22 protein-coding genes and 6 tRNA genes are annotated in these 25038 nt (G+C 54.4%); 16 read left to right on the top strand and 12 right to left on the bottom strand.

The window, feature by feature from the left end:
- Positions 1-13: 13 nt before the first annotated feature.
- Positions 14-409 (bottom strand): VOC family protein, encoded by a 396-nt coding sequence (locus FHC49_RS00540; protein WP_185669509.1) that lies wholly within the window; start codon positions 407-409, stop codon positions 14-16.
- Between the two features lie 263 nt (positions 410-672).
- On the opposite strand from FHC49_RS00540, the gene FHC49_RS00545 reads away from it, so the two are divergent.
- Together FHC49_RS00545 and FHC49_RS00550 are read left to right on the top strand one after the other, a co-directional pair.
- Complete coding sequence (locus tag FHC49_RS00545; protein ID WP_220438242.1) at positions 673-1656, top strand: DUF1852 domain-containing protein; 984 nt, start codon at positions 673-675, stop codon at positions 1654-1656.
- 27 nt (positions 1657-1683) lie between these two features.
- A complete protein-coding gene (locus tag FHC49_RS00550) occupies positions 1684-2730 on the top strand; it encodes a methionine synthase (RefSeq protein ID WP_220438243.1) in 1047 nt (348 codons plus the stop codon).
- Positions 2731-2780: 50 nt separating this feature from the next.
- Here FHC49_RS00550 and glk read toward each other — a convergent pair whose 3' ends face one another.
- On the bottom strand, positions 2781-3746 hold the full coding sequence (glk, locus tag FHC49_RS00555) for a glucokinase (RefSeq protein WP_185669506.1): 966 nt from the start codon (positions 3744-3746) through the stop codon (positions 2781-2783).
- Positions 3747-3992: 246 nt separating this feature from the next.
- Here glk and FHC49_RS00560 point away from each other — a divergent pair, with 246 nt between their 5' ends.
- Complete coding sequence (locus tag FHC49_RS00560) at positions 3993-5231, top strand: ion channel protein (protein WP_220438244.1); 1239 nt, start codon at positions 3993-3995, stop codon at positions 5229-5231.
- Here the strand turns inward: FHC49_RS00560 and FHC49_RS00565 are convergent.
- Positions 5228-6889 (bottom strand): alpha-keto acid decarboxylase family protein, encoded by a 1662-nt coding sequence (locus tag FHC49_RS00565; protein WP_220438346.1) that lies wholly within the window; start codon positions 6887-6889, stop codon positions 5228-5230. The genes FHC49_RS00560 and FHC49_RS00565 overlap by 4 nt on opposite strands.
- 170 nt (positions 6890-7059) lie before the next feature.
- Between FHC49_RS00565 and FHC49_RS00570 the strand changes: the two genes are divergently transcribed.
- Both FHC49_RS00570 and FHC49_RS00575 read left to right on the top strand, forming a co-directional pair.
- On the top strand, positions 7060-8058 hold the full coding sequence (locus FHC49_RS00570; protein WP_220438245.1) for an aldo/keto reductase: 999 nt from the start codon (positions 7060-7062) through the stop codon (positions 8056-8058).
- Positions 8059-8183: 125 nt separating this feature from the next.
- The gene (locus tag FHC49_RS00575; protein ID WP_185669503.1) at positions 8184-8495 is read left to right on the top strand and encodes a DUF2502 domain-containing protein; all 312 of its coding nucleotides are present in this window, start codon (positions 8184-8186) and stop codon (positions 8493-8495) included.
- 66 nt (positions 8496-8561) lie between these two features.
- On the opposite strand, the gene FHC49_RS00580 is transcribed toward FHC49_RS00575, so the two are convergent.
- Positions 8562-9794 carry an Nramp family divalent metal transporter gene (locus FHC49_RS00580; protein ID WP_185669502.1) on the bottom strand — a complete coding sequence of 411 codons (1233 nt, stop codon included), beginning with the start codon at positions 9792-9794 and terminating at the stop codon, positions 8562-8564.
- A gap of 335 nt (positions 9795-10129) precedes the next feature.
- Here FHC49_RS00580 and FHC49_RS00585 point away from each other — a divergent pair, with 335 nt between their 5' ends.
- Positions 10130-11332 (top strand): NupC/NupG family nucleoside CNT transporter, encoded by a 1203-nt coding sequence (locus tag FHC49_RS00585; protein WP_185669501.1) that lies wholly within the window; start codon positions 10130-10132, stop codon positions 11330-11332.
- 50 nt (positions 11333-11382) lie between these two features.
- On the opposite strand, the gene FHC49_RS00590 is transcribed toward FHC49_RS00585, so the two are convergent.
- The 3 genes from FHC49_RS00590 to FHC49_RS00600 all read right to left on the bottom strand — a co-directional run bounded on the left by FHC49_RS00590 (position 11383) and on the right by FHC49_RS00600 (position 13951).
- On the bottom strand, positions 11383-13575 hold the full coding sequence (locus tag FHC49_RS00590) for an EAL domain-containing protein (RefSeq protein WP_185669500.1): 2193 nt from the start codon (positions 13573-13575) through the stop codon (positions 11383-11385).
- 185 nt (positions 13576-13760) lie between these two features.
- Positions 13761-13836: transfer RNA gene (locus tag FHC49_RS00595), tRNA-Ala, on the bottom strand.
- A 39-nt stretch (positions 13837-13875) separates the two neighbouring features.
- Positions 13876-13951, bottom strand: a tRNA-Ala gene (locus tag FHC49_RS00600).
- Positions 13952-14167: 216 nt separating this feature from the next.
- Here FHC49_RS00600 and FHC49_RS00605 point away from each other — a divergent pair.
- Both FHC49_RS00605 and FHC49_RS00610 read left to right on the top strand, forming a co-directional pair.
- Positions 14168-14524 carry a YfeC-like transcriptional regulator gene (locus FHC49_RS00605; protein ID WP_185669499.1) on the top strand — a complete coding sequence of 119 codons (357 nt, stop codon included), beginning with the start codon at positions 14168-14170 and terminating at the stop codon, positions 14522-14524.
- Positions 14525-14533: 9 nt separating this feature from the next.
- Complete coding sequence (locus FHC49_RS00610; protein WP_185669498.1) at positions 14534-14938, top strand: YfeC-like transcriptional regulator; 405 nt, start codon at positions 14534-14536, stop codon at positions 14936-14938.
- A 41-nt stretch (positions 14939-14979) separates the two neighbouring features.
- Here FHC49_RS00610 and gltX read toward each other — a convergent pair whose 3' ends face one another.
- A complete protein-coding gene (gltX, locus tag FHC49_RS00615) occupies positions 14980-16395 on the bottom strand; it encodes a glutamate--tRNA ligase (protein ID WP_185669497.1) in 1416 nt (471 codons plus the stop codon).
- Between the two features lie 247 nt (positions 16396-16642).
- Here gltX and FHC49_RS00620 point away from each other — a divergent pair.
- The 5 genes from FHC49_RS00620 to FHC49_RS00640 all read left to right on the top strand — a co-directional run bounded on the left by FHC49_RS00620 (position 16643) and on the right by FHC49_RS00640 (position 17537).
- Positions 16643-16718 (top strand) — tRNA-Val (locus FHC49_RS00620).
- Positions 16719-16764: 46 nt separating this feature from the next.
- Positions 16765-16840: transfer RNA gene (locus tag FHC49_RS00625), tRNA-Val, on the top strand.
- A gap of 46 nt (positions 16841-16886) precedes the next feature.
- Positions 16887-16962, top strand: a tRNA-Val gene (locus tag FHC49_RS00630).
- 4 nt (positions 16963-16966) lie between these two features.
- Positions 16967-17042, top strand: a tRNA-Lys gene (locus tag FHC49_RS00635).
- A 153-nt stretch (positions 17043-17195) separates the two neighbouring features.
- Positions 17196-17537 (top strand): FlxA-like family protein, encoded by a 342-nt coding sequence (locus tag FHC49_RS00640; protein WP_185669920.1) that lies wholly within the window; start codon positions 17196-17198, stop codon positions 17535-17537.
- On the opposite strand, the gene FHC49_RS00645 is transcribed toward FHC49_RS00640, so the two are convergent.
- Positions 17528-18454 (bottom strand): LysR family transcriptional regulator, encoded by a 927-nt coding sequence (locus FHC49_RS00645; RefSeq protein WP_185669919.1) that lies wholly within the window; start codon positions 18452-18454, stop codon positions 17528-17530. The genes FHC49_RS00640 and FHC49_RS00645 overlap by 10 nt on opposite strands.
- An 89-nt stretch (positions 18455-18543) precedes the next feature.
- Here FHC49_RS00645 and FHC49_RS00650 point away from each other — a divergent pair, with 89 nt between their 5' ends.
- Complete coding sequence (locus FHC49_RS00650) at positions 18544-19539, top strand: bile acid:sodium symporter family protein (protein ID WP_220438246.1); 996 nt, start codon at positions 18544-18546, stop codon at positions 19537-19539.
- Here the strand turns inward: FHC49_RS00650 and FHC49_RS00655 are convergent.
- The 3 genes from FHC49_RS00655 to zipA all read right to left on the bottom strand — a co-directional run bounded on the left by FHC49_RS00655 (position 19536) and on the right by zipA (position 22846).
- Positions 19536-19748 carry a DUF3820 family protein gene (locus FHC49_RS00655; protein WP_035896906.1) on the bottom strand — a complete coding sequence of 71 codons (213 nt, stop codon included), beginning with the start codon at positions 19746-19748 and terminating at the stop codon, positions 19536-19538. The genes FHC49_RS00650 and FHC49_RS00655 overlap by 4 nt on opposite strands.
- Before the next feature lies 1 nt (position 19749).
- Complete coding sequence (gene ligA / locus FHC49_RS00660) at positions 19750-21765, bottom strand: NAD-dependent DNA ligase LigA (RefSeq protein WP_220438247.1); 2016 nt, start codon at positions 21763-21765, stop codon at positions 19750-19752.
- Between the two features lie 70 nt (positions 21766-21835).
- Positions 21836-22846: a cell division protein ZipA gene (gene zipA, locus FHC49_RS00665; RefSeq protein WP_220438248.1), complete on the bottom strand. Its 1011-nt coding sequence runs from the start codon at positions 22844-22846 to the stop codon at positions 21836-21838.
- Between the two features lie 230 nt (positions 22847-23076).
- Here zipA and cysZ point away from each other — a divergent pair, with 230 nt between their 5' ends.
- Positions 23077-23838, top strand: coding sequence for a sulfate transporter CysZ (gene cysZ / locus FHC49_RS00670; RefSeq protein ID WP_220438249.1), 762 nt, complete (start codon positions 23077-23079; stop codon positions 23836-23838).
- Positions 23839-23994: 156 nt separating this feature from the next.
- On the top strand, positions 23995-24966 hold the full coding sequence (gene cysK, locus FHC49_RS00675; RefSeq protein WP_035896911.1) for a cysteine synthase A: 972 nt from the start codon (positions 23995-23997) through the stop codon (positions 24964-24966).
- Positions 24967-25038 lie beyond the last annotated feature (72 nt).

Raw genomic sequence — 25038 nt, forward strand, 5'->3', positions numbered from 1 at the left:
CAGAAGGTTGGGGTTACTTGTTCTGATAAAGATCCCAGCGGTTACCGTAGAGGTCTTCGAAGACCACCACCGTACCGTATTCTTCTTCTCGCGGTTCCTCGCAGAACGTGACACCTTTCGCCTTCATGGCGTGGTAATCACGCCAGAAATCATCGGTTTGCAGGAACAGAAACACCCGCCCACCGCACTGGTTACCGATAAAGCTCTCCTGCCGCTCGTTCGAGGCACGCGCCAGCAGCAAATTACAGTCGCTTTCCGGGTTTGGCGAGACCACCACCCACCGTTTTCCCGGCTGCGGCGTATCTTCAACCAGCGTAAAGCCCAGTTTGTCGGTGTAGTACTCAATGGCGCGGTCGTAATCATCGACCACAATAGCCACGTGCCCCATGCATCGTTTCTGCGTTCTCATTTTTGCTCCATCAGAGTGTCGTTACCCTTTTATCATAAATGAATTTTATTCACCTTCTCAGCATCCCCTGCTTCAGCACTATGAACTTCTCTCATGTTGCAATGAAATTAAGTCGCTTTCCCTCTTCCACCGCCTCTGGCATAAATTATCAACATTAACTTATCGGCAACATTAAGACTGCTGAATGAGCAAACCAGAGCACAAACTCTGGGTACCAGGACGTGATTTTAATTTTCATTTCAGCACTCGGGATGCAAGACGCGATGAACAAAGACTTTACCTTTACGATTAAAAGCAGCCGTTTCGACGAGAACTATAACCCGGCGGAAAATACGCGCATTACCACCAACTTCGCAAACTTGGCCCGTGGGGAAAACCGTCAGGAGAACCTGCGCAACACGCTGAAGATGATTGACAATCGTTTCAATACCTTAGCGCATTGGGATAACCCGAAAGGCGATCGCTATGCCGTTGAGCTGGAGATTATTTCCGTCGAAATGAATATCGATGCGGACGGGAAAACTAACGCCTTCCCGGCCATCGAAATTTTGAAAACGCATATTGTTGATAAGCAAACCAACGAGCGTATCGAAGGGATTGTCGGCAATAACTTCTCATCCTACGTGCGGGATTATGACTTCAGCGTCCTGCTGTTAGAACATAATAAAAACCGTACAGAATTTAACATCCCGGATACCTTCGGCGACCTGCACGGCAATATCTTTAAGCTGTTTGCCCACTCCGCAGAGTACAAAGCGAACTTTAAAAAAGCGCCGGTCATCTGCCTGAGCGTGTCCAGCAAAGACGTCTACCGTCGTACCGGCAATGAACATCCGGTGCTGGGCATAGAATATCAGCCGAGCAGCGCGTCACTGACCGAGCAGTACTTCGGCAAAATGGGCCTGAAGGTGCGCTATTTCATGCCAAAAAACAGCGTCGCACCGCTGGCCTTCTTCTTCTCCGGCGATCTGCTGGCGGATTACACCAGCCTAGAGCTTATCAGCACCATCAGCACCATGGAGACGTTCCAGAAGATTTATCGCCCGGAAATTTACAATGCCAACTCAGCGGCAGGCCTGTGCTATCAGCCAGATCTGAACCAGCAGGATCACTCATTAACCAAGATTGTTTACGACCGCGAAGAGCGTAGCCGGTTAGCGATTGAGCAGGGCAAATTTACCGAAGAGCACTTTATTAAGCCTTACCAGAACATTCTTGAGCAATGGTCCGCAAGCTACGCTCTTTGATTAACGAAAAATACCAGGTTATCGAATATGAAAACATTGCTCCCTACTTCCACCGCCGGCAGCCTGCCAAAACCTTCCTGGCTGGCGCAGCCCGAGACGCTATGGTCTCCGTGGAAACTGCAGAACGACGAGTTAATTGAAGGGAAACAGGATGCGCTGCGTCTTTCCCTGCAGGAACAGCTGCTGGCCGGTATCGATATCGTCAGCGACGGCGAACAGACCCGTCAGCACTTCGTTACTACCTTTATTGAGCACCTGAGCGGCGTCGATTTTGAAAAACGCGAGATCGTAAAAATTCGTAATCGCTACGATGCCAGCGTACCGACGGTAGTTGGTGAAGTGGCGCGTCAGAAACCGGTCTTTGTTGAAGACGCACGCTACCTGCGTCAGCTCACTAAGCAGCCTATCAAATGGGCGCTGCCGGGGCCGATGACCATGATTGATACGCTGTACGACAACCACTACAAAAGCCGCGAAAAGCTGGCGTGGGAATTTGCCAAAATCCTTAACCAGGAAGCCCGTGAATTAGAAGCCGCTGGCGTCGATATCATCCAGTTCGATGAGCCAGCGTTTAACGTCTTCTTTGATGAGGTCAACGACTGGGGTATCGCCGCCTTAGAGCGCGCCGTTGAAGGGCTGAAATGCGAAACCGCAGTACATATTTGCTACGGCTACGGCATTAAAGCCAACACCGACTGGAAAAAGACGCTGGGTTCAGAGTGGCGTCAGTACGAAGAAGCGTTCCCGAAACTGCAGTCGTCGAATATCGATATTATCTCGCTGGAGTGCCATAACTCTCGCGTACCGATGGATCTGCTGGAGCTGATTCGCGGTAAAAAGGTAATGGTTGGGGCCATTGACGTGGCAAACCATGCGATTGAAACGCCTGAAGAAGTAGCCAACACGCTGCGAAAAGCCCTGCAGTTTGTCGATGCAGAGAACCTCTACCCGTCAACCAACTGCGGCATGGCGCCACTGCCTCGCCAGGTAGCACGTGGCAAGCTCAAGGCATTGAACGCGGGGGCCGAGATCATCCGTAAAGAGATTCTGGGCCGAAAACCGCCTCTGGCATAGAAATAAAAAAACCGCGATGAACGCGGTTTTTGGTCTTATAGGGCCGGGGATTACAGTACCTGGCCCAGCGTTTGACGCAGGTGCGCACCGGAACCCAGCAGCCCCGGATTGTCGTGGACAATCAGGTAGACCGGGATTGGGTGAACGTAATCTTTAAAGCGGCCCTTATCTTCAAACCCGCCGCGGAAGCCGGAGGCTTTGAAGAACTCGAGGAAGCGCGGCACGATGCCACCGGCGATATAGACGCCGCCAAAGGTGCCCAGGGTTAACGCCAGGTCGCCGCCAAAGCGGCCCATGATGACGCAGAACAGTGACAGCGCGCGGCGGCAGTCGGTGCAGGTATCAGCCAGCGCGCGTTCGGTAATATCCTTCGGCTTGTAGTTTTCCGGCACGCGGTTGTCGGACTTCACAATGGCCCGATAGAGGTTGATAAGGCCAGGGCCGGAGAGCACGCGCTCGGCGGAAACGTGGCCAATTTCTTCGCGCAGCACTTCAAGGATAATCCCCTCTTCTTCGCTGTTCGGCGCGAAGTCAACGTGGCCGCCTTCGCCCGGCAGGCTGACCCAGCGCTTGTCGACGTGAACCAGATGCGCCACGCCAAGGCCGGTGCCCGCGCCGTAAACGGCGATCGGTTTGCCTTCAACCGGCTCGGTGCCGCCGAACTGGATCAGATGCTCTTTTTTCAGCATCGGAATCGCCATGGAGACCGCGGTGAAGTCGTTGATAATTTCCAGATGCGAGAAACCGAGGTTTTTCTTCATTTCCGCAATCGAGAACTGCCAGGTGTGGTTGGTCATCGCCACCCAGTCACCGGTAATCGGGCAGGCAATCGCGATACAGCCGTCTTCGACCGACACATTATGCTCGTCGAGATAGACGCGGACAACGGCTTCCAGGCTTGGATAATCCAGGCCGGAATAGGTTTTCGCCTGCGAAATTTCACCGCTGGCTAAATCGCACAATGCCAGACGCGCATTGGTGCCCCCAACATCACCCACTAAAGCAAACTTTGTCATTCCGTTACGGCTCCGCTAAAGTCAGAATAAATCTTTGTCACACTGTAAATTCAAGGCGCTTTCACGACAATGACGTTTGTGTGAGCACCCCAGGATTATCGATCCCGGTCACATTTTTTGCCTCATTCTTATCAGATGCAAAGGCCGGATGCGCTATCGCGCCGTATCGTTTCAGCATCATTTGCGCTGAACGTAAACGCCGGAAAATGCAAAGTAACCTCAGCATTCAGTCAAAAGGATAAAAACATGCTCCACCCGCGAGCCAGAACGATGTTGTTGCTCTCTATTCCCGCGGTGCTGATCGGTATCGCCTCGAGCCTGCTTTTAATTGTGGTGATGAAAATTGCCGCCGTGCTGCAACATCTGCTGTGGCGCAATCTGCCCGCGACGTTCGGCGTGGCCTTTGACTCCCCTTTTTGGATAATCCTGATGCTGACCCTGACCGGCATCGCCGTCGGTCTGGTCATTCGCTATAGCCCCGGTCATGCCGGGCCGGATCCGGCCAGCGAACCGTTAATTGGCGCGGCAGTTCCCCCTTCACATCTACCGGGACTGGTCATTGCGTTAATTATCGGCCTGGCGGGCGGGGTTAGCCTCGGCCCTGAGCACCCGATTATGTCGGTGAACATCGCGCTGGCGGTTGCGTTGGGCGCACGCTTCTTCCCGCGTGTCAGCTCGCTGGACTGGACCATTCTCGCCGCAGCGGGCACCATCGGCGCACTGTTTGGCACTCCGGTTGCCGCCGCGCTGATTTTCACCCAGACGTTAACCAGCAATAACGAATCACCGCTGTGGGACCGCCTGTTTGCGCCGCTGCTGGCCGCCGCCGCCGGGGCATTAACCACCGGCGTATTCTTTCATCCGCAGTTTTCACTGCCGATTGAGCATTACCAGACGCTGCGCATCGTCGATATTTTCAGCGGGGCGATTGTCGCCGTCTTTGCTATCGCCGTCGGTATGGTCGCCGTCTGGTGCCTGCCGCATCTGCACGCGCTGATGCACCGATTGAAACATCCGGTATTGATCCTCGGCGTCGGCGGTTTTGTGCTGGGGATTATCGGCACCGTTGGCGGGCCAATCACCCTGTTTAAAGGGCTGGATGAGATGCAGCGGTTGACCGCAGGTCAGAGCTTCGGCGCAGGCGACTATATGCTGTTTGCGCTCAGCAAGCTGGCGGCGCTGGTCGTGGCTGCCGCCTGCGGCTTCCGAGGAGGGCGCATCTTCCCGGCGGTATTTGTCGCGGTGGCGCTGGGGCTGATGCTGCACGCGCACGTGGATGCCGTTCCGGCGGCGATTACCGTCTCCTGCGCTATTCTGGGGCTGGTGTTAGTGGTCACTCGCGATGCCTGGCTGAGCCTGTTTATGGCTGCCGTGGTGGTGCCAGATACCACGCTGCTGCCGCTGCTGTGCATCGTGATGCTCCCCGCCTGGCTCCTGCTGGCGGGGAAACCCACAATGATGGTGCCGCGCAAACGTAAGGATTAATGGCTGTTGTTACGCGCCTCTAGCGCCTGGGTGACCGCTTTTAACAGCGGCGGAATATCCATTTTCGGCAGCATCACCTCAAGCAGGGTCAGCCTGTCCCGGTGGGCGGCGCGCGCCAGCGCGTCGCTAAGCTGCGAGACGTTGCTCACTTTCCAGCATTCGGCCTGGCAATCCAGGTTGAGTGCTTGCGGCAGTTGGGTCCAGTTCCATAGGCTAATATCGTTATAGCGTTCTTCCGGGCCATGAATAGCCCGTTCGACCGTGTAGCCTTCATTATTCAGCAGCAGAATCAACGGCTTCAGCCCATCGCGCAGCATTGAGCTGAGCTCCTGAATCGTCAGCTGCGCGGCCCCGTCACCCACCACCAGCACCACGCGCCGCTCCGGCTGCGAGGTTTGCGCGCCAAACGCGGCTGGCAGCGTGTAGCCAATCGATCCCCACAGCGGCTGCACGATCAGGCTGGCCCCCTGCGGGAGCGTCAGGTCAGCAAGCCCGAATGCCGCCGTCCCCTGGTCACCCAGTATAATATCGTGCGGCATCAGATATTTATCCAGAGTTTGCCAGAAATGGCGCTGGGTTAGCTGACCGGTATCCGCCGCCGTCGTTTTCTGCGCCCGAGGGGGCTGAATTTGCCACTGCGCGGAAAAGTCACGGCTCAGCGCAATAAGCGCATTCACCGCCTCCTGCATGCCTATCCCGCTAAACCAGCGTTTCCCTACCCGCGCGGCAAAAGGCTGGATTTCAATCGATTTTTCTGCCGGAATCTGGTGGGTAAAGCCCGCCGTGATCGTGTCAGTAAAACAGGTGCCGATGCAAAAAATAACCTCCGCATCTTCTATTGCGGCTCGCGTTTCCGGCTGGCTGGCTCCACCGCTGTAAGTGCCCACAAACCCAGCATGCGTCTCATTAAATAGCCCTTTGCCCATCAGCATGGTCGCGTGAGGGATCGGTAGCGCATCCATCCATTTGTTTAGCGTCGATTGCAGACCAAAGCGTAGGGCAAGCACATCGGCCAGCAGCGAGACACGGCGGCGGTCATTCAACAACGCGCGGGCGTGCGAAACAAAATCGGTCAGTTCAGTCGAGTCAACCGGCGTAGGTTTTGCCGTGAGAGCGTTTACAGGAGGAGAGGTTGGCAGCGCGGCGATATCCGCAGGCAACAGCAGATAGCCAGGACGGCTGTAGTGCAGAATATCGCGCAGCACGCGGTCAATTTCATCGCGGGCGTTAGCGGCATCCAGCACGCCCTGCGCTACCGAGATAGGCGCGCTCATCTGGCGAAAACGATCGAAATTGCCATCACCCAACGTGTGGTGTAAACACTCACGTCGCTGCTGAGCACCGGTACAGGGGGCACCGACAATATGCAGAACAGGAACGTGTTCAGCAAAGCTCCCCGCTACCCCGTTCAGCGCACTCAGTTCACCGACGCCGAAGGTGGTGAGCAGCGCGCCGCAGCCCTGCATCCGCGCGTAGCCATCGGCGGCGTAGGCGGCGTTGAGTTCGTTCGCGCAGCCGACCCAGCGAATCTGTCGGTGCGCGATAACATGGTCGAGGAACTGGAGGTTGTAGTCTCCGGGGACGCCAAACAGGTGGTCAACGCCACAGTCGGCGAGGCGGTCAAGCAGATAATCTGCCACGGTATAGGACGTTGTCATCATGCACCTCCTCCAGTCAGTATTCTTTGAGTATTGAGGAAGTGTTAAGGCTGTCCAGATTTCGTCAAAAAGTCCCCTGGAAAGCAATTTTTACAGATTTCAGGAGTGTACGAGTCGGTGGACATTCGCTAGTGTAAGCGTATACACAACCGGATAATCTGGAGGACACAATGGTTTACAAGGCAAGCCCGACGCGTTATGAGACCATGACGTTTCAGCGCTGCGGCAATAGCGGCCTCAAGCTGCCGGCCGTTTCGTTGGGGCTGTGGCACAACTTTGGCGATGAAACGCGAGTAGAAAACAGCCGCCAACTGCTGCAACACGCGTTCGACCTTGGGATCACCCATTTCGATCTCGCCAACAACTACGGGCCGCCTCCAGGCTCTGCTGAAAGCAACTTTGGCCGCATCCTGCGGGAAAATTTCCTGCCTTACCGCGATGAGCTGATTATCTCCAGCAAAGCCGGTTATACCATGTGGGACGGGCCGTATGGCGACTGGGGTTCACGTAAATATCTGATTTCAAGCCTCGATCAGAGTCTGAAGCGGATGGGGCTTGAGTACGTCGATATCTTCTATCACCACCGCCCGGACCCGGAAACGCCGCTGCTGGAAACCATGCGAGCGTTGGATCATATCGTTCGTCAGGGCAAGGCACTGTACATCGGGCTTTCCAACTACCCGGCCGAACTGGCAAGTCAGGCTATTGCGATGCTGAACGACCTCGGTACGCCGTGTCTTATTCACCAGCCGAAGTATTCAATGCTTGAGCGAAGCCCTGAAAATGGCCTGCTTCAGGTACTCCAGCAGGAAGGCGTCGGCTGTATCGCCTTCTCACCGTTAGCGGGCGGGCAACTGACCGATCGTTACCTGCACGGCATTCCGGCAGACTCCCGTGCCGCTAGCGGCAGCATCTTCCTGAAGCCAGAGCAGTTGACCGACGGCAAGCTGGAAGCCGTACGCCAGCTTAACGCTATCGCAGAGCAGCGTGGTCAGAAGCTATCGCAGATGGCGCTGGCGTGGGTTTTACGCCAACAGGCGGTGACGTCGGTGTTGATTGGTGCCAGCAAAACCGCGCAGCTTGATGATGCAGTGGGCATGCTGAGCAATCGGCATTTCAGCGCTGAGGAAAGCGAAACCATCGATAGTATTCTGCGCAGTATAAAATAACGGCGACTTTAGCAAAAAGTGCTCTCTCCTGACGATTTAAGAGTTACCCCAATAATCGCGGCATTTACCGAATTGTAATATTGCGTTAACAGGCCTTACAGGCCACGATCGTATAGGAGAGAAGTATGTTCAGGTCACTGATTCTGGCGGCAGTGTTGATGGCATCGGCCCCGATGTTCGCGAATGCTGGTGAAATCACCCTGCTGCCATCCGTAAAATTACAAATTGGCGATCGCGATAATTACGGTAATTACTGGGACGGCGGTCGCTGGCGCGATCGTGATTACTGGCATCGTAACTGGTATCACCGCGATAACGGCTGGCACCGCGGTTGGGATAACCGCAAAGCCTATGAGCGCGGCTATCGTGAAGGCTGGAGCGACCGCGACGATCATCGTGGGCGCGGTCGTGGCCATGGACACGGGCATCATCACTGATACTTTCCCGGAGTCGCTGCGCTCGTCCGGGCTACACATCAAAAGTAGCCCGGACAAGCGGGTTTATTACATCAACGTTCCCAGCAGCAGCCACCCATTCAGCGCTACCACAATCGCCACAATCACCCAGCCAATCCGTTTAATCCACAGCGTGTTGACCAGTTCGCCCATCAACTGACGATTGCTGGTGAAAATCAGCAACGGCACCAGCGCCAGCGCGATGCCGAAGCTTAGCAGCACCTGGCTCATCACCAGAATACGCGTTGGGTCGAGCCCCATCAGAATCACAATAAATGACGGCAGCATCGTCACCGCACGACGGAACCACAGCGGAATGTGGAAGCGAATAAAGCCCTGCATCACCACCTGACCTGCCAGCGTCCCAACCACCGTGGAGGAGAGCCCCGCCGCCACCAGACTCAGGCCGAAGATAGTTGCTGCCGCATGGCTCAGCAACGGTTCGAGGGTGAGATATGCCTCATCAAGGTCGGCAATGCCGGTGTGACCGTGGAAGTGGAACGCCGCTGCCGCCGTCGCCATCATCGCCAGGTTCACAAAACCAGCAATGGTCATGGCGATCGCCACATCCCAGCGCGTGGCGTGATAGCGCTCTTTGGCGCTGCCGCCATGCAGATGCTGAGTCAGAGATGAGTGCAGATAAATAACGTGCGGCATGATAGTCGCACCCAGCACGCCCGCCGCGAGGAACACCGCTTCGGAGTTAGGCAGCGACGGAATAATCATCCCTTTCGCGAGCGGTGCCATCTGTGGCTGGGAAAAAACCAGCTCAACGATATAGGCTGCCGCCACAAATAGCAGCAGGCCGCCAATCACTTTTTCCAGCGGCTTTTGCCCACGGCGCTGCAGCATCAGAATCAGGTAGGTGGCAACCCCCGTCAGCACCGCACCTTGCAGCAGCGAAACGCCGAGAATCAGCTTAAAGCCGATTGCTGCACCGATAAATTCTGCCAGATCGGTTGCCATAGCGATGATTTCCGCCTGCACCCAGTAAAACCAGACCACCGGGCGCGGATAATGGTCGCGAATCTGCTCCGCCAGGTTTTTCCCCGTGGCAATGCCGAGCTTCGCGGACAGCACCTGAATCAGCATCGCCATCAGGTTCGCCCAGACGACAACCCACAACAACTGATAGCCGAAGCTCGCCCCTGCCTGAATGTTGGTGGCAAAGTTGCCGGGATCGATGTAGCCGATGGCGGCAATAAATGCGGGCCCCATCAGCGCTAGCCGCATACGGCGCGCTGCACGACCGGTGTTACTCTCAACGCGACTGTTTGTCATGGTCTGCCTCAAAAACATAGCCTTTGCTATGTTTCAGGCTAACAGAATGCGAATGATTATCAAGTTCATTTGTAAAAGATGATAATGATTGCTCTGATAGCCGGAATCAATCGCCAGACTGGAGGTTGCGGGGGTTTGGTGTACGCTTAAGATGAGAGTAGTACAACAAGGGAACTTTTCATACATTTACTTAACATCACAAAAATGTATCTTTGATCACTAATTTTGAGTTTGCTCACAGGAACTAAATATAGTGGGATGGAGATCTCGTTTTATTTAATGATGTTACATAGAATGTGCAAGAAAATTTAACCCGTCTCATGTTTGGAGCAAATATGGACCGCGTCTTGCATTTTGTTCTCGCGCTCGTTGTGGTAGGGATCCTGGCCTTGCTGGTCAGCACCAACCGCAAACAGATTCGCATTCGTTATGTTATTCAATTACTTGTCATTGAAGTTTTACTGGCATGGTTCTTCCTGAACTCTGACATTGGTCTGGGTTTCGTACGCGGCTTTGCCGAAATGTTCGAAAAACTGCTTGGTTTTGCGAACAACGGGACCGACTTCGTCTTCGGCAGCATGAACGATAAAGGTCTGGCCTTCTTCTTCCTGAAGGTGCTCTGCCCTATCGTCTTCATCTCCGCGCTGATCGGTATTCTGCAGCATATCCGTATTCTGCCGATTATCATTCGTGCGATTGGTACTGTGCTGTCTAAAATCAACGGCATGGGTAAACTGGAATCTTTCAACGCCGTCAGCTCCCTGATTCTGGGCCAGTCTGAAAACTTCATCGCTTATAAAGATATCCTCGGCAAAATGTCCCGTAACCGCATGTACACCATGTCGGCCACGGCGATGTCTACCGTTTCCATGTCTATCGTGGGCGCCTACATGACCATGCTGGAGCCGAAGTTCGTTGTTGCGGCGCTGGTACTGAACATGTTCAGCACCTTTATCGTTCTGTCGCTGATCAACCCGTACCGCGTGGATGCTAGCGAAGAGAACATTCAGATGTCTAACCTGCACGAAGGACAGAGCTTCTTCGAAATGCTGGGTGAATACATTCTGGCAGGCTTCAAAGTTGCGATTATCGTTGCTGCCATGCTGATCGGCTTTATCGCCCTGATCGCCGCGCTGAACGCCCTGTTCGCGACCGTTACTGGTTGGTTCGGCTACAGCATCTCCTTCCAGGGCATTCTGGGTTATATCTTCTATCCTGTTGCATGGGTTATGGGTGTACCGGCAAGCGAATCCCTGCAGGTGGGTAGTATCATGGCGACCAAACTGGTTTCTAACGAATTCGTTGCCATGATGGATCTGCAGAAAGTCGCCGCTGAACTCTCCCCGCGTGCGGTCGGCATCATCTCCGTATTCCTGGTTTCCTTCGCTAACTTCTCTTCTATCGGTATCATCGCTGGCGCGATTAAAGGCCTGAACGAAGAGCAGGGTAACGTGGTTTCCCGCTTCGGTCTGAAGCTGGTGTACGGTTCTACGCTGGTGAGCGTCCTGTCCGCTTCTATCGCGGCACTGGTTCTGTAATCTACCCGCATTAAAAAAGGGCCTGTAACGTTGTTACAGGCCCTTTTTATTTATGACTCGGTCTGATAGCCAATATCGCAAAGCGGTCTTGGCTTATCAATGAGATACCCCTGCATATAGTCCACACCTAGCTCCATTAGCAGCGCCTGCTGCGCCTCGGTCTCGACATATTCCGCCACAACCTCCAGATCCTGCATCTCCGCCAGTTCGCAGATGGAACGAATAATCATCGCATCCATTGGGTTAGTGAGCACGTCACGCACAAACGCGCCGTCAATCTTGATGATATCGGCCTCAAGACGCTTCAGGCGCTCATAGTTGGCGTAGCCGGTGCCGAAGTCATCAATCGCAATCTGGCAGCCGAACTCCCGTAATCTATTGAGATTCTGAATGCTGATATCCGAGTTCGAAAACGCCTGCTCTTCGGTAATTTCAATAATGATGCGCTGAACCTTAACCCGGTAGCGTCGGAACAGCGCAATGATTTCCGCGGCGCTCTCCTTATGCATCAATGTGTAGGGCATCAGGTTGACGGAAAAACGCTGCCCCGGAAACGCCGGCAGTGAGCGGAACAGGTTTTCCAACACCTGCATGTCGAAGCGTTTGCTCAGGTTGAACTGCGTCAGGATGGGGATAAATTTATCCGGCATCACCATGCCGTTAGCATCCACCAATCGGCTGAGGATTTCATAGTACCCTTCACCCGATGGCTTCCTGATAGGCTGCGCGTAGAGGACAAAGTTTCCCCACTCCAGCGCGCTTTTAATGCGGTTGAGGAGCACAACGCGGTCGCCGGTTTCGTCAAAAGCCTCCACCTGACCGTTATCCAATTGCAAGATCTGGCTCTCTTCACCTGCCTGCTCTGCCAACCAACTGAGCTGCCCAAGCGTATGGTAGAGATTATCGTCCTGCGTACGCACCCTGCCCCACGAGATGCCATATTCCAGCGTTAAGAGCGTGTTGTTCCAGCGAATATCCTGGCGCAGCAGGAAATCCACCAGATGGTTGAGCCGCCCTTCGGTGTCTGGTCCATTTAACACCAGCAGCAGTTCATTGCCCGGCAGCTGAAACAGCTTCTCATTGCTGTCGAGCTTAGGCTGCAGCACCTGGGTGATGCTGCGCTTGCACTGGATACGCATCATCATGCCGTAGTGGCGGCTGAGGAAGTCCAGGTTCTTAATGTGCAGGCAACAGACGCTGGTTACGCCAGGAACTTTCATATAATCCTCTAGCGCTCGCAGGTTAGGCAGCCCGGTCAGCGGGTCAATCAATGCTTGCTCGTGCCACTTCTGCTTGAGATGTTTACTGCGATGGTAAATTTGCAGCATGTATTGCAGACAGACGGTAAACGAGATCAGCGCCGACAGGATAAATGAGAGCGAGTATTGGGTTTGGATACCGTGCAGGAAGTTTTTGTTGTACATCACCAGCATAAAGGCGGACAGCGTCCAGCTCATAACGATCAACGGATACGACAGCTGGCTGATACCGAAGGCGAAAAAGATAAAGATAATGGGGACGAGATAACCAGCAAAATAGCGCTCACCGAACGGTGCACAGAGGAAAAACAGCATGCAAATCAACGCGAGGAACCAGGAGATAACGAAGCATTTTCCCCTTAGCCCCGTATAGCCCGCAATGTTTTTACGCCAGAATACTCTTGCATAGTGGGTATTCAGGCACATCCGTATTGGATAATAGAATAGTTTAGTAAATATTAAGGATGCACAAACCAGCCCCTGAATATCAACAATCGCATAAATAACGGAGGTTATATTAAAATAGCTAAACATTACGGCGGGAACAATAGTCACCTCGCCCACCAAATACATCATAACCTTAGCTAATATCGGCGTCGCAAAACCAAACCAAAAAATACGTAAGCCAATATGATGAATAGCTAATCCATGACGCCAACGCCGCCCCAAAATGGAATATAGAATAAGGCTGGAAATACAGACTGCGGTTAACTGACAGAACAACAATATTAATGAATCAAAAGGTGAAAGGTGCAGCTGCCAGTAGTTGGTGGCGATAAAGCCTAGCGCCAGAGGCAGCACAGCATGGCGGCCAAACAGCATCATCAGCGCAATCATTACGCTCAGCGGTAACCATGCCAGATATACAGAGTGACCATCATAAAATGCGGTCGGAGAGATATATCGAGAAACAGGAATCATCACCAGGCTAATAACCAATGCCAGGATGAATTTCCTTATAGGGGTACTCCGTTGCACAGTCATGCGTATCTGCCGATATCCTTTATCGTACGTAGAGTGACTGCTCAAATATTATTGGTAGTTATTATTCGAAGCAAACCGAGTTGAGTAAATCCTGATCTACGCATGCCTTTTATAATATAAACGCTGTTTTTTTGTTCACATCCACAAAGCAAAAAACCCCCGCCATAGGCGAGGGTTTCGAATTTTGGTGGAGCTAAGCGGGATCGAACCGCTGACCTCTTGCATGCCATGCAAGCGCTCTCCCAGCTGAGCTATAGCCCCACATTTTCTTTACGTTCCAAACCTGATGGGAGCAGGATTTGGTGGAGCTAAGCGGGATCGAACCGCTGACCTCTTGCATGCCATGCAAGCGCTCTCCCAGCTGAGCTATAGCCCCAACGTAAAGCTGTCGTGTTGACGGGCGGCATAATATGAATTCCCTAACACAGTGTCAACGGCAAAATAGGCGAAATAGTTCTAATCGCTGAAAAAGCAGGCAAACGCGCCATATTGCTCGCCTCCTCGCAGGTTGGAGTTAAACCTGTCACGTTTTCTCATAAAACGATGCTATAACATGGACATGTAATTCCCACACTGCGACTCAGGAAATTGTATGCTCAAGGAACGAATGACGCCGGAGGAGATTGCTCATCTGACGGGATACAGCCGACAAACCATCAACAAATGGGTGCGTAAAGAGGGCTGGAAAACGTCACCCCGTCCCGGCGTTCAGGGAGGAAAAGCCCGTCTGGTACACGTTAACGACGAAGTCATGGAATTCATCCATAGCGCCCAGCGCGCCTCTGAGTCTTCGGCTCCCTATGCGGTGAACGGTAGCGACAATCCTTTCCACACGCTGCTGCTGACACTGGTTGATGAAATGACCGAGGCCGAGCAGAAACAGCTCACGTCACTGCTGCTACGCGAAGGCATTAGCGGTTTATTGCAACGTTTAGGAATTCGCGGTTAAGCACGGTCTATGAAAAAACTTCCCGCAAAAATGTCCACGGAAGAGCTGGCTGAGATGCTGGGGATGACCCGGCAGACCATCAACCGTTGGATTCGTGAAAAAAACTGGCACACCGAACCGATGCCGGGCATTAAAGGCGGCCGCGCACGGCTTATCTTTATTACCGATGAGGTGATGGATTTTCTGGTGAATACGCCGGCTTTCCGCCAGTTGCCAAACGACAATCAAATTGATGAACCCGCAGGCAGCTACACCGCACATGCTTCAGATGCGGTCTGGCGGCAAATTAGCGACGTATTGCAGAACAACATGACGCCGCTGGAACAAGAGCGCTTATGTCGGCTTTTGGCCCGTGAAGGTATTTGCGGTTTTCTGGCGCGACTTGGGCTGGGCGACCAGAACGATAAGGTATAAAAAAAGCGGGTTCCCCCGCTTTTTTCACATCTGAACGCCGATTACTGCTGACTTTCACGCTCAGCGATAAACGCCAGCGCTTTGTTGATGCGCTCGATGCTACGGGATTTACCGATCGCATGAACGGTCACGTCCAGGCCAGGTGACTGCCCTGCTCCGGTCACCGCAACGCGCAGCGGCATACCCACTTTGCCCATGCCCACTTCCAGCTCATCGGCGGTTGCCTGAATCGCGTGGTGAACGTTTTCAGCGGTCCAGTCGGTGATGGCGGAGATTTTATCACGTACCACTTCCAGCGGCTGACGCGCAACCGGACGCAGGTGTTTCTTCGCGGCGTCCGCATCGAACTCTGCAAAGTCTTCGTAGAAGTAACGGCAGCTCTGCGCCATCTCTTTCAGCGTTTTGCAGCGCTCACCCAGCAGTTTCACCAGCTCGCTCAACTGCGGACCCACGCGAGTATCAATATTTTCCTGCTCAATGTGCCACTGCAGGTGCGTCGCCACATATTCCGGCGCCATCGTATTGATATAGTGGTGGTTCAGCCACTGCAGTTTGTCAGTGTTGAACGCACTAGCGGACTTGCTGACCGCACCCAGAGAGAAGAACTCGATCATCTCTTCACGGGTGAAGATCTCCTGGTCGCCGTGGGACCAGCCCAGACGCACCAGATAGTTCAGCAGCGCTTCCGGCAGGTAGCCGTCATCGCGATACTGCATGACGCTGACCGCACCGTGACGTTTGGACAGCTTTTTGCCGTCGTCGCCGTTGATCATCGACACGTGCGCGTAAACCGGCACAGGCGCGTTCAGCGCTTTCAGGATGTTAATCTGACGCGGGGTGTTGTTGATATGGTCTTCACCGCGAACAACGTGGGTGATTTCCATATCCCAGTCATCAACAACCACGCAGAAGTTGTAGGTTGGGGAACCGTCGGTACGGCGGATGATCAGATCGTCCAGTTCCTGGTTGCTGAATTCAATTGGCCCACGGATCTGGTCGTCAAAAATAACGGAACCTTCCTGCGGGTTAGCAAAACGCACTACGCACGGCTCATCGTCAGCATGATGTTCGTGACCGTGGCGGCAGCGACCGTCGTAACGCGGCTTCTCACCGTTGGCCATCTGCTCTTCGCGCAGCGCTTCCAGACGCTCTTTGGAGCAGTAGCATTTATATGCCGTACCTGCTTCCAGCATTTCATCAATTACCGCGTTGTAGCGATCGAAACGTTTGGTCTGATAGTACGGGCCTTCATCCCACTCCAGATTCAGCCAGTTCATACCATCCATGATGGCTTCAATGGCTTCCGGCGTTGAGCGCTCGAGATCGGTGTCTTCAATACGCAGCACAAACTCACCTTTATGGTGACGTGCGAAAAGCCAGGAATAAAGAGCAGTACGAGCACCGCCGACGTGCAGATAGCCAGTCGGGCTAGGCGCGAAGCGAGTTTTGATTTTCATGAAATGGCCTTACGTTTATAAACATGCCGACAACCGGCAAATCCTGGAAATAGAAGTGGGCAATATTCTATCACTCCCACTCGGTTGTTCCCACCGCAAGCGTGTGGTTTGCATTTTTTGCATAGAATTCATACACCATAGCGTGTTTTGCGATCATATCGTCTAATTTTACGACGAACAGATAAATTATTTATAAAAGGCGTTGACTCATTTTCAACTCTCCCTATAATGCGACTCCACACAGCGGGGGTGATTAGCTCAGCTGGGAGAGCACCTCCCTTACAAGGAGGGGGTCGGCGGTTCGATCCCGTCATCACCCACCAACTACTTTATGTAGTCTCCGCCGTGTAGAGTAAGAAATTGAGAAGTGGGTGATTAGCTCAGCTGGGAGAGCACCTCCCTTACAAGGAGGGGGTCGGCGGTTCGATCCCGTCATCACCCACCACTTTCTCGCCAGCTGGATTTCTTACTAAAAATTGAAGTACCGAAGTGGGTGATTAGCTCAGCTGGGAGAGCACCTCCCTTACAAGGAGGGGGTCGGCGGTTCGATCCCGTCATCACCCACCACTTCGGGTCGTTAGCTCAGTTGGTAGAGCAGTTGACTTTTAATCAATTGGTCGCAGGTTCGAATCCTGCACGACCCACCAATGTAAAAAAGCGCCCTAAAGGCGCTTTTTTGCTATCTGCGATTTGTTCAGCTTGGCGATGTAGCCCGGCCAAGCGCAGCGCCGCCGGGAAAAGCTCAAGTCTCCCCCCATTCTGCCGATACTCCTTATATTTCTCCCAATAAGGCGTTCACCATGACCACCATCAGCGCTCCCTCTATCGCTTCACTAAAAACCACCACCAGCACTGCCGCGCCGAGCGGTAACGATGCGGCATCACAAATGGCACGTATCACCCAGCAGATCGTTAAGCTAACCCAGCAGCTTAAAGAGATTGCGGACGGCAGCGGCAGCACAGAAGAAAAGCAAAAGCAGGCCGAAATGATTCAGGAGCAGATCGCCATGCTGGAAGCACAGCTGGCGCAACTCCAGAATCAACAGGCAGAAAAAGCGCAGGAAAAACAGGAAGCCTCTTCTGCCGCCATCACCGGCGTGAACAAGCCCAGCGACGATCATCAGATTGATATTTACGTCTGATACAGCGGGTCCTGTAGCCGTTCATCCATTAGCTGCTGGCTTTGCTCCCGTACCACGTCCCACAGCGCCTGAGCCGCGGTGGAGAGCGAACGATTTTTCCGTCTCGCCAACATCAGCTGGCGCTCTACACCCGGCGACATCCGCTTCACCACTAGCGGGCTCCCCTCCGGCAACGGTAGCGCCAGCGCCGGAATAATGCTGATGCCGATGCCCGCCGTTACCATGGGGAACAGCGTCGCCGGGTGACCAATCTCCTGAACGATATTCGCCTCAATCTGATGCAACTGGAGCGCTGCATCAATCAACATACGGCTGCCGGAAGCGTAATCCTGCAGCACCAGCTTAGCCCCTTGTAGCGCCTGCCAGTCGACCTCAGGCATAACGGCAAACGGGTGATCGCTACGGCACAGCAAGAAGAACGGTTCAGAGAGCACCGTTTCGCACTGCAAATCCCCCACAACGCCGGGATCGATAACGATACCGAAATCAACGTCCCCCTGACGAATACTCTCCAGCACCCACTGCTGCGGCCGGTCGTGCAGCACAAAGCGAATGTCCGGGTACCGGCGATTGCTTTGGGCAATGCACTGCGGAATCAGATGCGCTGAAATCGTCTGGCTGGCCGCCACCCTGACCGTTCCACTTAGCTGCTGCCCGGTGCGCCCGGCTTCCCGTAGCGTGCCCTGTAGCTCATCCAGTAACCGTTCCAGGCGGGCGGCAAGCTGCTGCCCCGCTTCCGTCAGCACCACTTCACGCGTGGTGCGGTCGAGCAACCGGACGCCGGTCTGGCTCTCCAGCTCCTTTACGCTGTGGCTGACCGCCGACTGGCTCAGGCCGATTATTTCCCCTGCCCGGCTAAAACTCTTCGCCTGGGCCACCGTTACAAACACCTTCAACTGTCGCAGCGAGTAATTCATCTGTTTTATTCATGAATGGATGCAATAAATCAATTTTATTTCTCAAAAATAAAAAAGCAAAATGTGTGCATCGATCTTCAGGAGTCTTTATGAAACTTTTCCGCATTTTAGATCCGTTTACGCTGACGCTTATTGCGGTCGTCCTGCTTGCGACCTTCTTCCCAGCGCGCGGCGACTTCGTTCCCTTTTTTGAAAATCTGACCACCGCCGCTATCGCGCTGCTGTTCTTTATGCACGGCGCCAAGCTGTCGCGTGAGTCGATTATTGCCGGCGGCAGCCACTGGCGACTGCATCTGTGGGTGATGTGCAGCACCTTTGTGGTCTTCCCGGTGCTGGGCGTGCTGTTCGCCCGGTGGGCGCCGATCAACGTCGACCCACAGCTTTATGCCGGTTTCCTGTATCTGTGCATTCTGCCTGCTACCGTGCAGTCGGCCATCGCTTTTACTTCGCTGGCGGGCGGTAACGTTGCCGCCGCAGTGTGCTCTGCGTCGGCATCCAGCCTGCTGGGGATCTTCCTGTCACCGCTGCTGGTTGGCCTGGTGATGAACGTCCACGGCGCGGGCGGTAGTCTTGAGCAGGTAGGCAAAATCATGCTGCAGCTGCTGCTGCCGTTTGTGCTGGGGCACCTTTCCCGCCCGTGGACCGCGGCGTTTGTAACCAAACACAAAAAATGGATTGCCAAAACCGACCAGACCTCGATTCTACTGGTGGTCTACTCCGCCTTCAGCGAAGCGGTGGTCAACGGTATCTGGCATAAGGTAGGCGTGGGGTCACTGCTGTTTATCGTGGTGGTGAGCATCGTGCTGCTGGCGCTGGTGATTCTGATTAACACCGTGGTTGCCCGTCGGCTGGGCTTCAATAAGGCGGATGAGATTACCATTGTCTTCTGTGGGTCGAAAAAGAGTCTGGCCAACGGTATTCCGATGGCCAATATTCTCTTCCCAACCTCAGTGTTGGGGATGATGGTGCTGCCGCTGATGATCTTCCACCAGATTCAGCTGATGACCTGTGCGGTTCTGGCCCGTCGCTACAAAGCGCAGGCCGAGAAACTGCAGGCCAAAGAACAGGCCCGCGTAGGCAGCTAGCGCTTAAGGGGCTGAACCAGCTGGCTCAGCCCTTCTGTTTTGATGAGCAGCGTCAGTTGCATCAGCTCGCCAAGATGCCCGGCAGGAAACTGATCCTTCCGGGCAAACCACAGCAGATACTCTTCCGGCACGTCAATAAGCCGCCGTCCTTTGTACTTACCAAACGGCATTTCGGTGTTGGCAATCTCAATCAGCTGCGCTTTATCCACCTCAGACTCCTAACAGACGCAGCATTTCGGCTTCGTCAATCACCGCAATGCCAAGCTCCTGCGCCTTCGCCAGCTTCGAGCCAGCGGCTTCACCGGCAATCACCAGATCGGTCTTCTTCGACACGCTACCGGCAACTTTCGCCCCCAGCTCAACCAGACGCGCTTTGGCATCGTCACGGGACATTTGGCTCAGGCTGCCGGTCAGCACCACGGTTTTACCAGCAAACGGGCTATCGATCTCTTCAGCGTTGATCACCACCGGCGCAGGCCAGTTCACGCCCTCTTTCAGCAGTTGTTGAATCACGTTACGGTTGCTCTCTTCGGCAAAGAAGTTGAACACGTGATTTGCCACCACCACGCCGACGTCCGGCACCTTTTGCAGCTCTTCAATGGAAGCGGCTTCCAGTGCTTCAAGCGTACCAAAGTAGGCCGCCAGACCGGCTGCCGTTGCCTCGCCCACTTCACGAATACCTAACGCGTAGAGGAAGCGAGCGAAGGTGGTCTGTTTGGCTTTTTCCAGCGCGCTGACGACGTTTTGCGCCGATTTTGGCCCCATACGGTCAAGCCCGGTCAGCTTGCCAGCGGTCAGGGTGAAAAGATCGGCCGGAGTATGGACATACTCCTTCTCCACCAACTGGTCGATAATTTTGTCGCCCATGCCGTCGACATCAAGCGCACGACGGGAGACAAAGTGCTTGAGCGCCTCTTTACGCTGCGCACCACAGATAAGGCCACCGGTGCAGCGGGCTACGGCTTCACCTTCCACGCGCTCTACGTCAGAGTTACACACCGGGCAATGAGTCGGGAAGACGATTTCCTGCGTGTCGTCCGGGCGCTCAGAGAGCACCACGTTGACCACCTGCGGAATCACATCGCCCGCGCGGCGAATCACCACCTTGTCACCAATGCGCAGGCCAAGACGCTCGATTTCATCGGCGTTATGCAGCGTCGCGTTGCTGACCAGCACACCGGCTACCTGCACCGGCTCCAGGCGCGCCACTGGCGTAATCGCCCCGGTACGCCCTACCTGGAACTCCACGTCGCGCACAAAGGTCATCTGCTCCTGCGCCGGGAACTTAAACGCCACCGCCCAGCGCGGCGCGCGGGCTACGAAGCCCAGCTGTTCCTGCAACGCCAGCGAGTTCACCTTGATCACCACGCCATCGATATCAAAACCGAGCGTAGGACGATCGGTTTCAACTTTATGATAGTAAGCGAGCACTTCCTCCGGGGAGTCACAGAGCGTGACCCGGTCGCTCACCGGCAGCCCCCATTCTTTAAACTGCAGCAAACGCCCCAGATGGGTATCCGGCAGTTCGCCCCCTTCCAGCACACCCACGCCGTAGCAGAAGAAAGTGAGCGGTCGCTTCGCGGTAATCCGCGGGTCAAGCTGACGCAGCGAGCCAGCGGCGGCGTTACGCGGGTTAGCGAACACTTTGTTACCGGTGCGACGGGCTTCGTCGTTGATTTTTTCAAACCCGGCCTGCGGCATAAACACTTCACCGCGCACTTCCAGACGGGCCGGAATGTTCTCTCCGCGCAGCTTCAGCGGAATAGCGCGAATAGTACGGACATTCGAGGTGATATCTTCGCCGGTGGTGCCGTCACCGCGCGTCGCCGCGCTGACGAACACGCCGTTTTCATAGAGGATGCTGACCGCCAGGCCGTCCAGCTTTAGCTCACAGCACCAGGTCAGTTTATCCGTACTCTTGAGACGGTCCTGGACGCGCTTGTTAAAGGCAAGGAAGCTCTCTTCGTCAAAGACGTTGTCCAGCGACAGCATCGGCACTTCATGGCGAATCTGGCTGAACGCCGCCAGCGGATCGGCGCCGACCCGCTGCGTGGGCGAGTCGGAGGTAATCAGCTCCGGGTGCTGCGCTTCCAGCTCGCGCAGTTCGCGCATCAGACGGTCATACTCCGCGTCCGGCAGTTCCGGGGTATCTAAAACATGATACAGATATTCATGATGGCGAAGCGTCGCTCGCAGTTCATTCAGTTGTTGTTCTATAGGTTGCATATCACACCATCAATGATAAAAAACCCCCGACAGGCGGGGGTTCAGGAAAGATTGGAAACGCGCGAGCCTATCAGGCGTTGGCGTCTTTAACTTCGCGGATGCGGTCCTGATACTCACGCAGTTTTTGCGGGGTCATCATGCGGCGCTGGTCGTCCAGCACTACACCACCCACTTCGTCGGCAATGTACTGCGCCGACTGCAGCATCAGCTTGAAGTTTTGCAGCTCATCGCCGTAGGACGGCACCTGCATGAAAATGGTCACGCCAGTGGTTTCCATCTCGCCCATCGTTTCCGGGTCAAAGGTGCCTGGCTTGAGCATATTGGCCAGGCTAAACAACGCCGGTCCACTGCCGTCCGGGCTAAGATGACGATGGAAAATATTCATATCACCAAATTTAAACCCGGCCTGCTGAATGCTATTCAACAACAGTTCGCCGTTAATCTGCGTACCCTGATGCGCGGAGACGTTCATGACGATAACCGTCTCTTTACGCTCTTTTTTCTCAGGCTGAGGAGGTTCAGGCGCTGGCTGTGCGGCAACCGGTTCTGGCTGCACCGGCTGAGCGACTGGCGCTTCTACCGGCTGCGGAGCCTGAGGCGCTACAGGCTGCTGAGCAACATGCTGCGGCGCTTGAGCTACCGGCTGAGGTTCGACAACCGGCGGACGCGGAGGCTGCTGAACAGGCTGCGGCGGCGGTACCGGCGCGGGCTGTGCAGGCTGATAAGGCTGTTGCACATGCGGTTGCTGTACCGGCTCTGGCGCACGCGCAGGCTGAGGCGCCTGACGCTCATAAGGCGGCTGGTACTGGTGTTGAGGCGCGTGACGAGGGGCTTCATGCTCCCCAGTTGCCCCAGGGGCGTGATTGACCTTGTGGACCCGAACTTCACCCACGCCTTCAACATTGTCATCAGCATCGTCTTCCGACTCATCGTCGGCATCACGAGACTTCATTCGCTTCATTGGTCGATCGCGGAACATCGATGAACGCTCTTTACGGCTCGTCCAGAAACCATGAACCAGTAAAGCAAGTATGGCGATCGCGCCAACAATGATTAATATCAGACGCAAATCCTGCATCATTATATTCTCTGTTGTTCTAACACCTTGCCACCACGGCAAACATTTACTCACTAAGAGTATTTGCCCATCACGTCAAGTGCAAGTGTGCACATGACATTCACCGCATAAAGATGCGTTAAATCGTACTTTTTGCTGTTTTTTCGAACATTTCCTAACTGGTCATTGTCCAACAACCCGATAATATATAGTCGTCTTTTCAATGTAGTCCGTAAAAGGAGCTTCACCTGACCATGGTTTCATCGTCCACCCCTGCCGCACGTAGCGGCGTCTACTATTTCTCTCAGGGCTGGAAACTGATCGGCTTGCCGGGCATCCGCCGATTCGTCATCTTACCGCTGTTGGTCAATATCATCCTGATGGGCGGCGCCTTCTGGTGGCTGTTCAGCAAGCTGGAAAGCTGGATCCCATCCTTAATGAATCGTATCCCCGACTGGCTGCAGTGGCTGAGCTATCTACTCTGGCCGGTGGTGGTGATTTCAATTCTGCTGGTGTTTGGCTACTTCTTCTCGACCATTGCCAACTGGATTGCCGCGCCGTTCAACGGCCTGCTGGCAGAACAGCTGGAAGCGCGCTTAACCGGCGCGACGCCGCCGGATACTGGAGTGGTTGGCATCATGAAAGATCTGCCGCGCATCATGAAGCGTGAATGGCAGAAGCTGGCATGGTATCTGCCGCGCGCGATTGTACTGTTCCTGCTGTACTTTATTCCGGGCATTGGTCAGACGGTCGCGCCGGTGCTGTGGTTCCTGTTCAGCGCGTGGATGCTGGCTATCCAGTACTGCGACTACCCGTTCGACAACCATAAAGTACCGTTTAAAACCATGCGCCAGGCCCTGCGAACTCGCAAAGTCACCAATATGCAGTTCGGGTCGCTAGTGAGTCTGTTTACCCTGATTCCGGTGCTGAATCTGGTAATTATTCCGGTCGCCATCTGCGGCGCAACGGCGATGTGGGTTGACTGCTATCGCGACAAACACGCCATGTGGAAGTAATCACCTCTCCAGGCGGGGCTTATGCCCTGCCTTATTCCATCCCGCTTGCCATTATTTCCCTTCAGTATATAGATATGCGAAATCCTTACTTCCGCAGAATCTTTAAGCAGGTATGCTGGACCAGTACCCCAAATTTCATACAGTTAAGGATAGGCCATGAGTAAGATTTTTGAAGATAACTCCCTGACTATCGGTCATACACCACTGGTACGACTGAACCGCATCGGTAACGGGCGCATTCTGGCGAAGGTTGAGTCACGTAACCCAAGCTTCAGCGTCAAATGCCGTATCGGTGCCAATATGATTTGGGATGCCGAAAAACGCGGCGTGCTGAAGCCTGGCATCGAACTGGTTGAGCCAACCAGCGGTAACACCGGTATCGCTCTGGCCTATGTCGCTGCCGCACGTGGTTATAAGCTGACGCTGACCATGCCGGAAACCATGAGTGTTGAACGCCGTAAGCTGCTGAAAGCACTTGGCGCGAACCTGGTACTGACCGAAGGCGCGAAAGGCATGAAAGGCGCGATTCAGAAAGCCGAAGAGATTGTTGCCAGCAACCCGGAAAAATTCCTGCTGCTGCAGCAGTTCAGCAACCCGGCTAACCCGGAAATTCACGAAAAGACCACCGGCCCGGAAATCTGGGAAGATACCGACGGTCAGGTTGACGTATTCATTGCGGGCGTCGGCACCGGCGGTACGCTGACCGGCGTAACGCGCTACATTAAAAATACCAAAGGCAAAACAGATCTGATCTCGGTCGCCGTTGAGCCAACCGACTCTCCGGTTATCGCCCAGGCGCTGGCGGGTGAAGAACTGAAGCCAGGCCCACATAAGATTCAGGGGATCGGCGCAGGTTTCATCCCTGGCAACCTTGATCTGAAGCTGATCGATAAAGTCGTCGCCATCACCAACGAAGAAGCTATCTCCACGGCGCGTCGCCTGATGGAAGAAGAAGGCATTCTGGCGGGTATCTCTTCCGGTGCCGCGGTTGCCGCAGCATTGAAACTCCAGGAAGATGAAACCTTTACCAATAAGAATATTGTGGTTATCCTACCGTCTTCGGGTGAGCGTTATTTAAGCACGGCGCTGTTCGCAGATCTCTTCACCGAGAAAGAACTGCAACAGTAATGCCAGTTGGTTAAAATCGTGTAAAAAAGCACCCAAATGGGTGCTTTTTTGTGGCATGCATCAAACTTTTAC

Origin of the sequence: Kluyvera sp. EC_51 (assembly GCF_019584505.1) — a bacterium.
GTDB lineage: Bacteria > Pseudomonadota > Gammaproteobacteria > Enterobacterales > Enterobacteriaceae > Kluyvera > Kluyvera sichuanensis.

What these genes read in the sequence shown, in the direction of transcription:
- FHC49_RS00540 (WP_185669509.1), bottom strand. Translation starts at nt 409, where the DNA reads ATGAGAACGCAGAAACGATGCATGGGGCACGTGGCTATTGTGGTCGAT.
- FHC49_RS00545 (WP_220438242.1), top strand. Translation starts at nt 673, where the DNA reads ATGAACAAAGACTTTACCTTTACGATTAAAAGCAGCCGTTTCGACGAG.
- FHC49_RS00550 (WP_220438243.1), top strand. Translation starts at nt 1,684, where the DNA reads ATGAAAACATTGCTCCCTACTTCCACCGCCGGCAGCCTGCCAAAACCT.
- glk (WP_185669506.1), bottom strand. Translation starts at nt 3,746, where the DNA reads ATGACAAAGTTTGCTTTAGTGGGTGATGTTGGGGGCACCAATGCGCGT.
- FHC49_RS00560 (WP_220438244.1), top strand. Translation starts at nt 3,993, where the DNA reads ATGCTCCACCCGCGAGCCAGAACGATGTTGTTGCTCTCTATTCCCGCG.
- FHC49_RS00565 (WP_220438346.1), bottom strand. Translation starts at nt 6,889, where the DNA reads ATGACAACGTCCTATACCGTGGCAGATTATCTGCTTGACCGCCTCGCC.
- FHC49_RS00570 (WP_220438245.1), top strand. Translation starts at nt 7,060, where the DNA reads ATGGTTTACAAGGCAAGCCCGACGCGTTATGAGACCATGACGTTTCAG.
- FHC49_RS00575 (WP_185669503.1), top strand. Translation starts at nt 8,184, where the DNA reads ATGTTCAGGTCACTGATTCTGGCGGCAGTGTTGATGGCATCGGCCCCG.
- FHC49_RS00580 (WP_185669502.1), bottom strand. Translation starts at nt 9,794, where the DNA reads ATGACAAACAGTCGCGTTGAGAGTAACACCGGTCGTGCAGCGCGCCGT.
- FHC49_RS00585 (WP_185669501.1), top strand. Translation starts at nt 10,130, where the DNA reads ATGGACCGCGTCTTGCATTTTGTTCTCGCGCTCGTTGTGGTAGGGATC.
- FHC49_RS00590 (WP_185669500.1), bottom strand. Translation starts at nt 13,575, where the DNA reads ATGACTGTGCAACGGAGTACCCCTATAAGGAAATTCATCCTGGCATTG.
- FHC49_RS00605 (WP_185669499.1), top strand. Translation starts at nt 14,168, where the DNA reads ATGCTCAAGGAACGAATGACGCCGGAGGAGATTGCTCATCTGACGGGA.
- FHC49_RS00610 (WP_185669498.1), top strand. Translation starts at nt 14,534, where the DNA reads ATGAAAAAACTTCCCGCAAAAATGTCCACGGAAGAGCTGGCTGAGATG.
- gltX (WP_185669497.1), bottom strand. Translation starts at nt 16,395, where the DNA reads ATGAAAATCAAAACTCGCTTCGCGCCTAGCCCGACTGGCTATCTGCAC.
- FHC49_RS00640 (WP_185669920.1), top strand. Translation starts at nt 17,196, where the DNA reads ATGACCACCATCAGCGCTCCCTCTATCGCTTCACTAAAAACCACCACC.
- FHC49_RS00645 (WP_185669919.1), bottom strand. Translation starts at nt 18,454, where the DNA reads ATGAATTACTCGCTGCGACAGTTGAAGGTGTTTGTAACGGTGGCCCAG.
- FHC49_RS00650 (WP_220438246.1), top strand. Translation starts at nt 18,544, where the DNA reads ATGAAACTTTTCCGCATTTTAGATCCGTTTACGCTGACGCTTATTGCG.
- ligA (WP_220438247.1), bottom strand. Translation starts at nt 21,765, where the DNA reads ATGCAACCTATAGAACAACAACTGAATGAACTGCGAGCGACGCTTCGC.
- zipA (WP_220438248.1), bottom strand. Translation starts at nt 22,846, where the DNA reads ATGATGCAGGATTTGCGTCTGATATTAATCATTGTTGGCGCGATCGCC.
- cysZ (WP_220438249.1), top strand. Translation starts at nt 23,077, where the DNA reads ATGGTTTCATCGTCCACCCCTGCCGCACGTAGCGGCGTCTACTATTTC.
- cysK (WP_035896911.1), top strand. Translation starts at nt 23,995, where the DNA reads ATGAGTAAGATTTTTGAAGATAACTCCCTGACTATCGGTCATACACCA.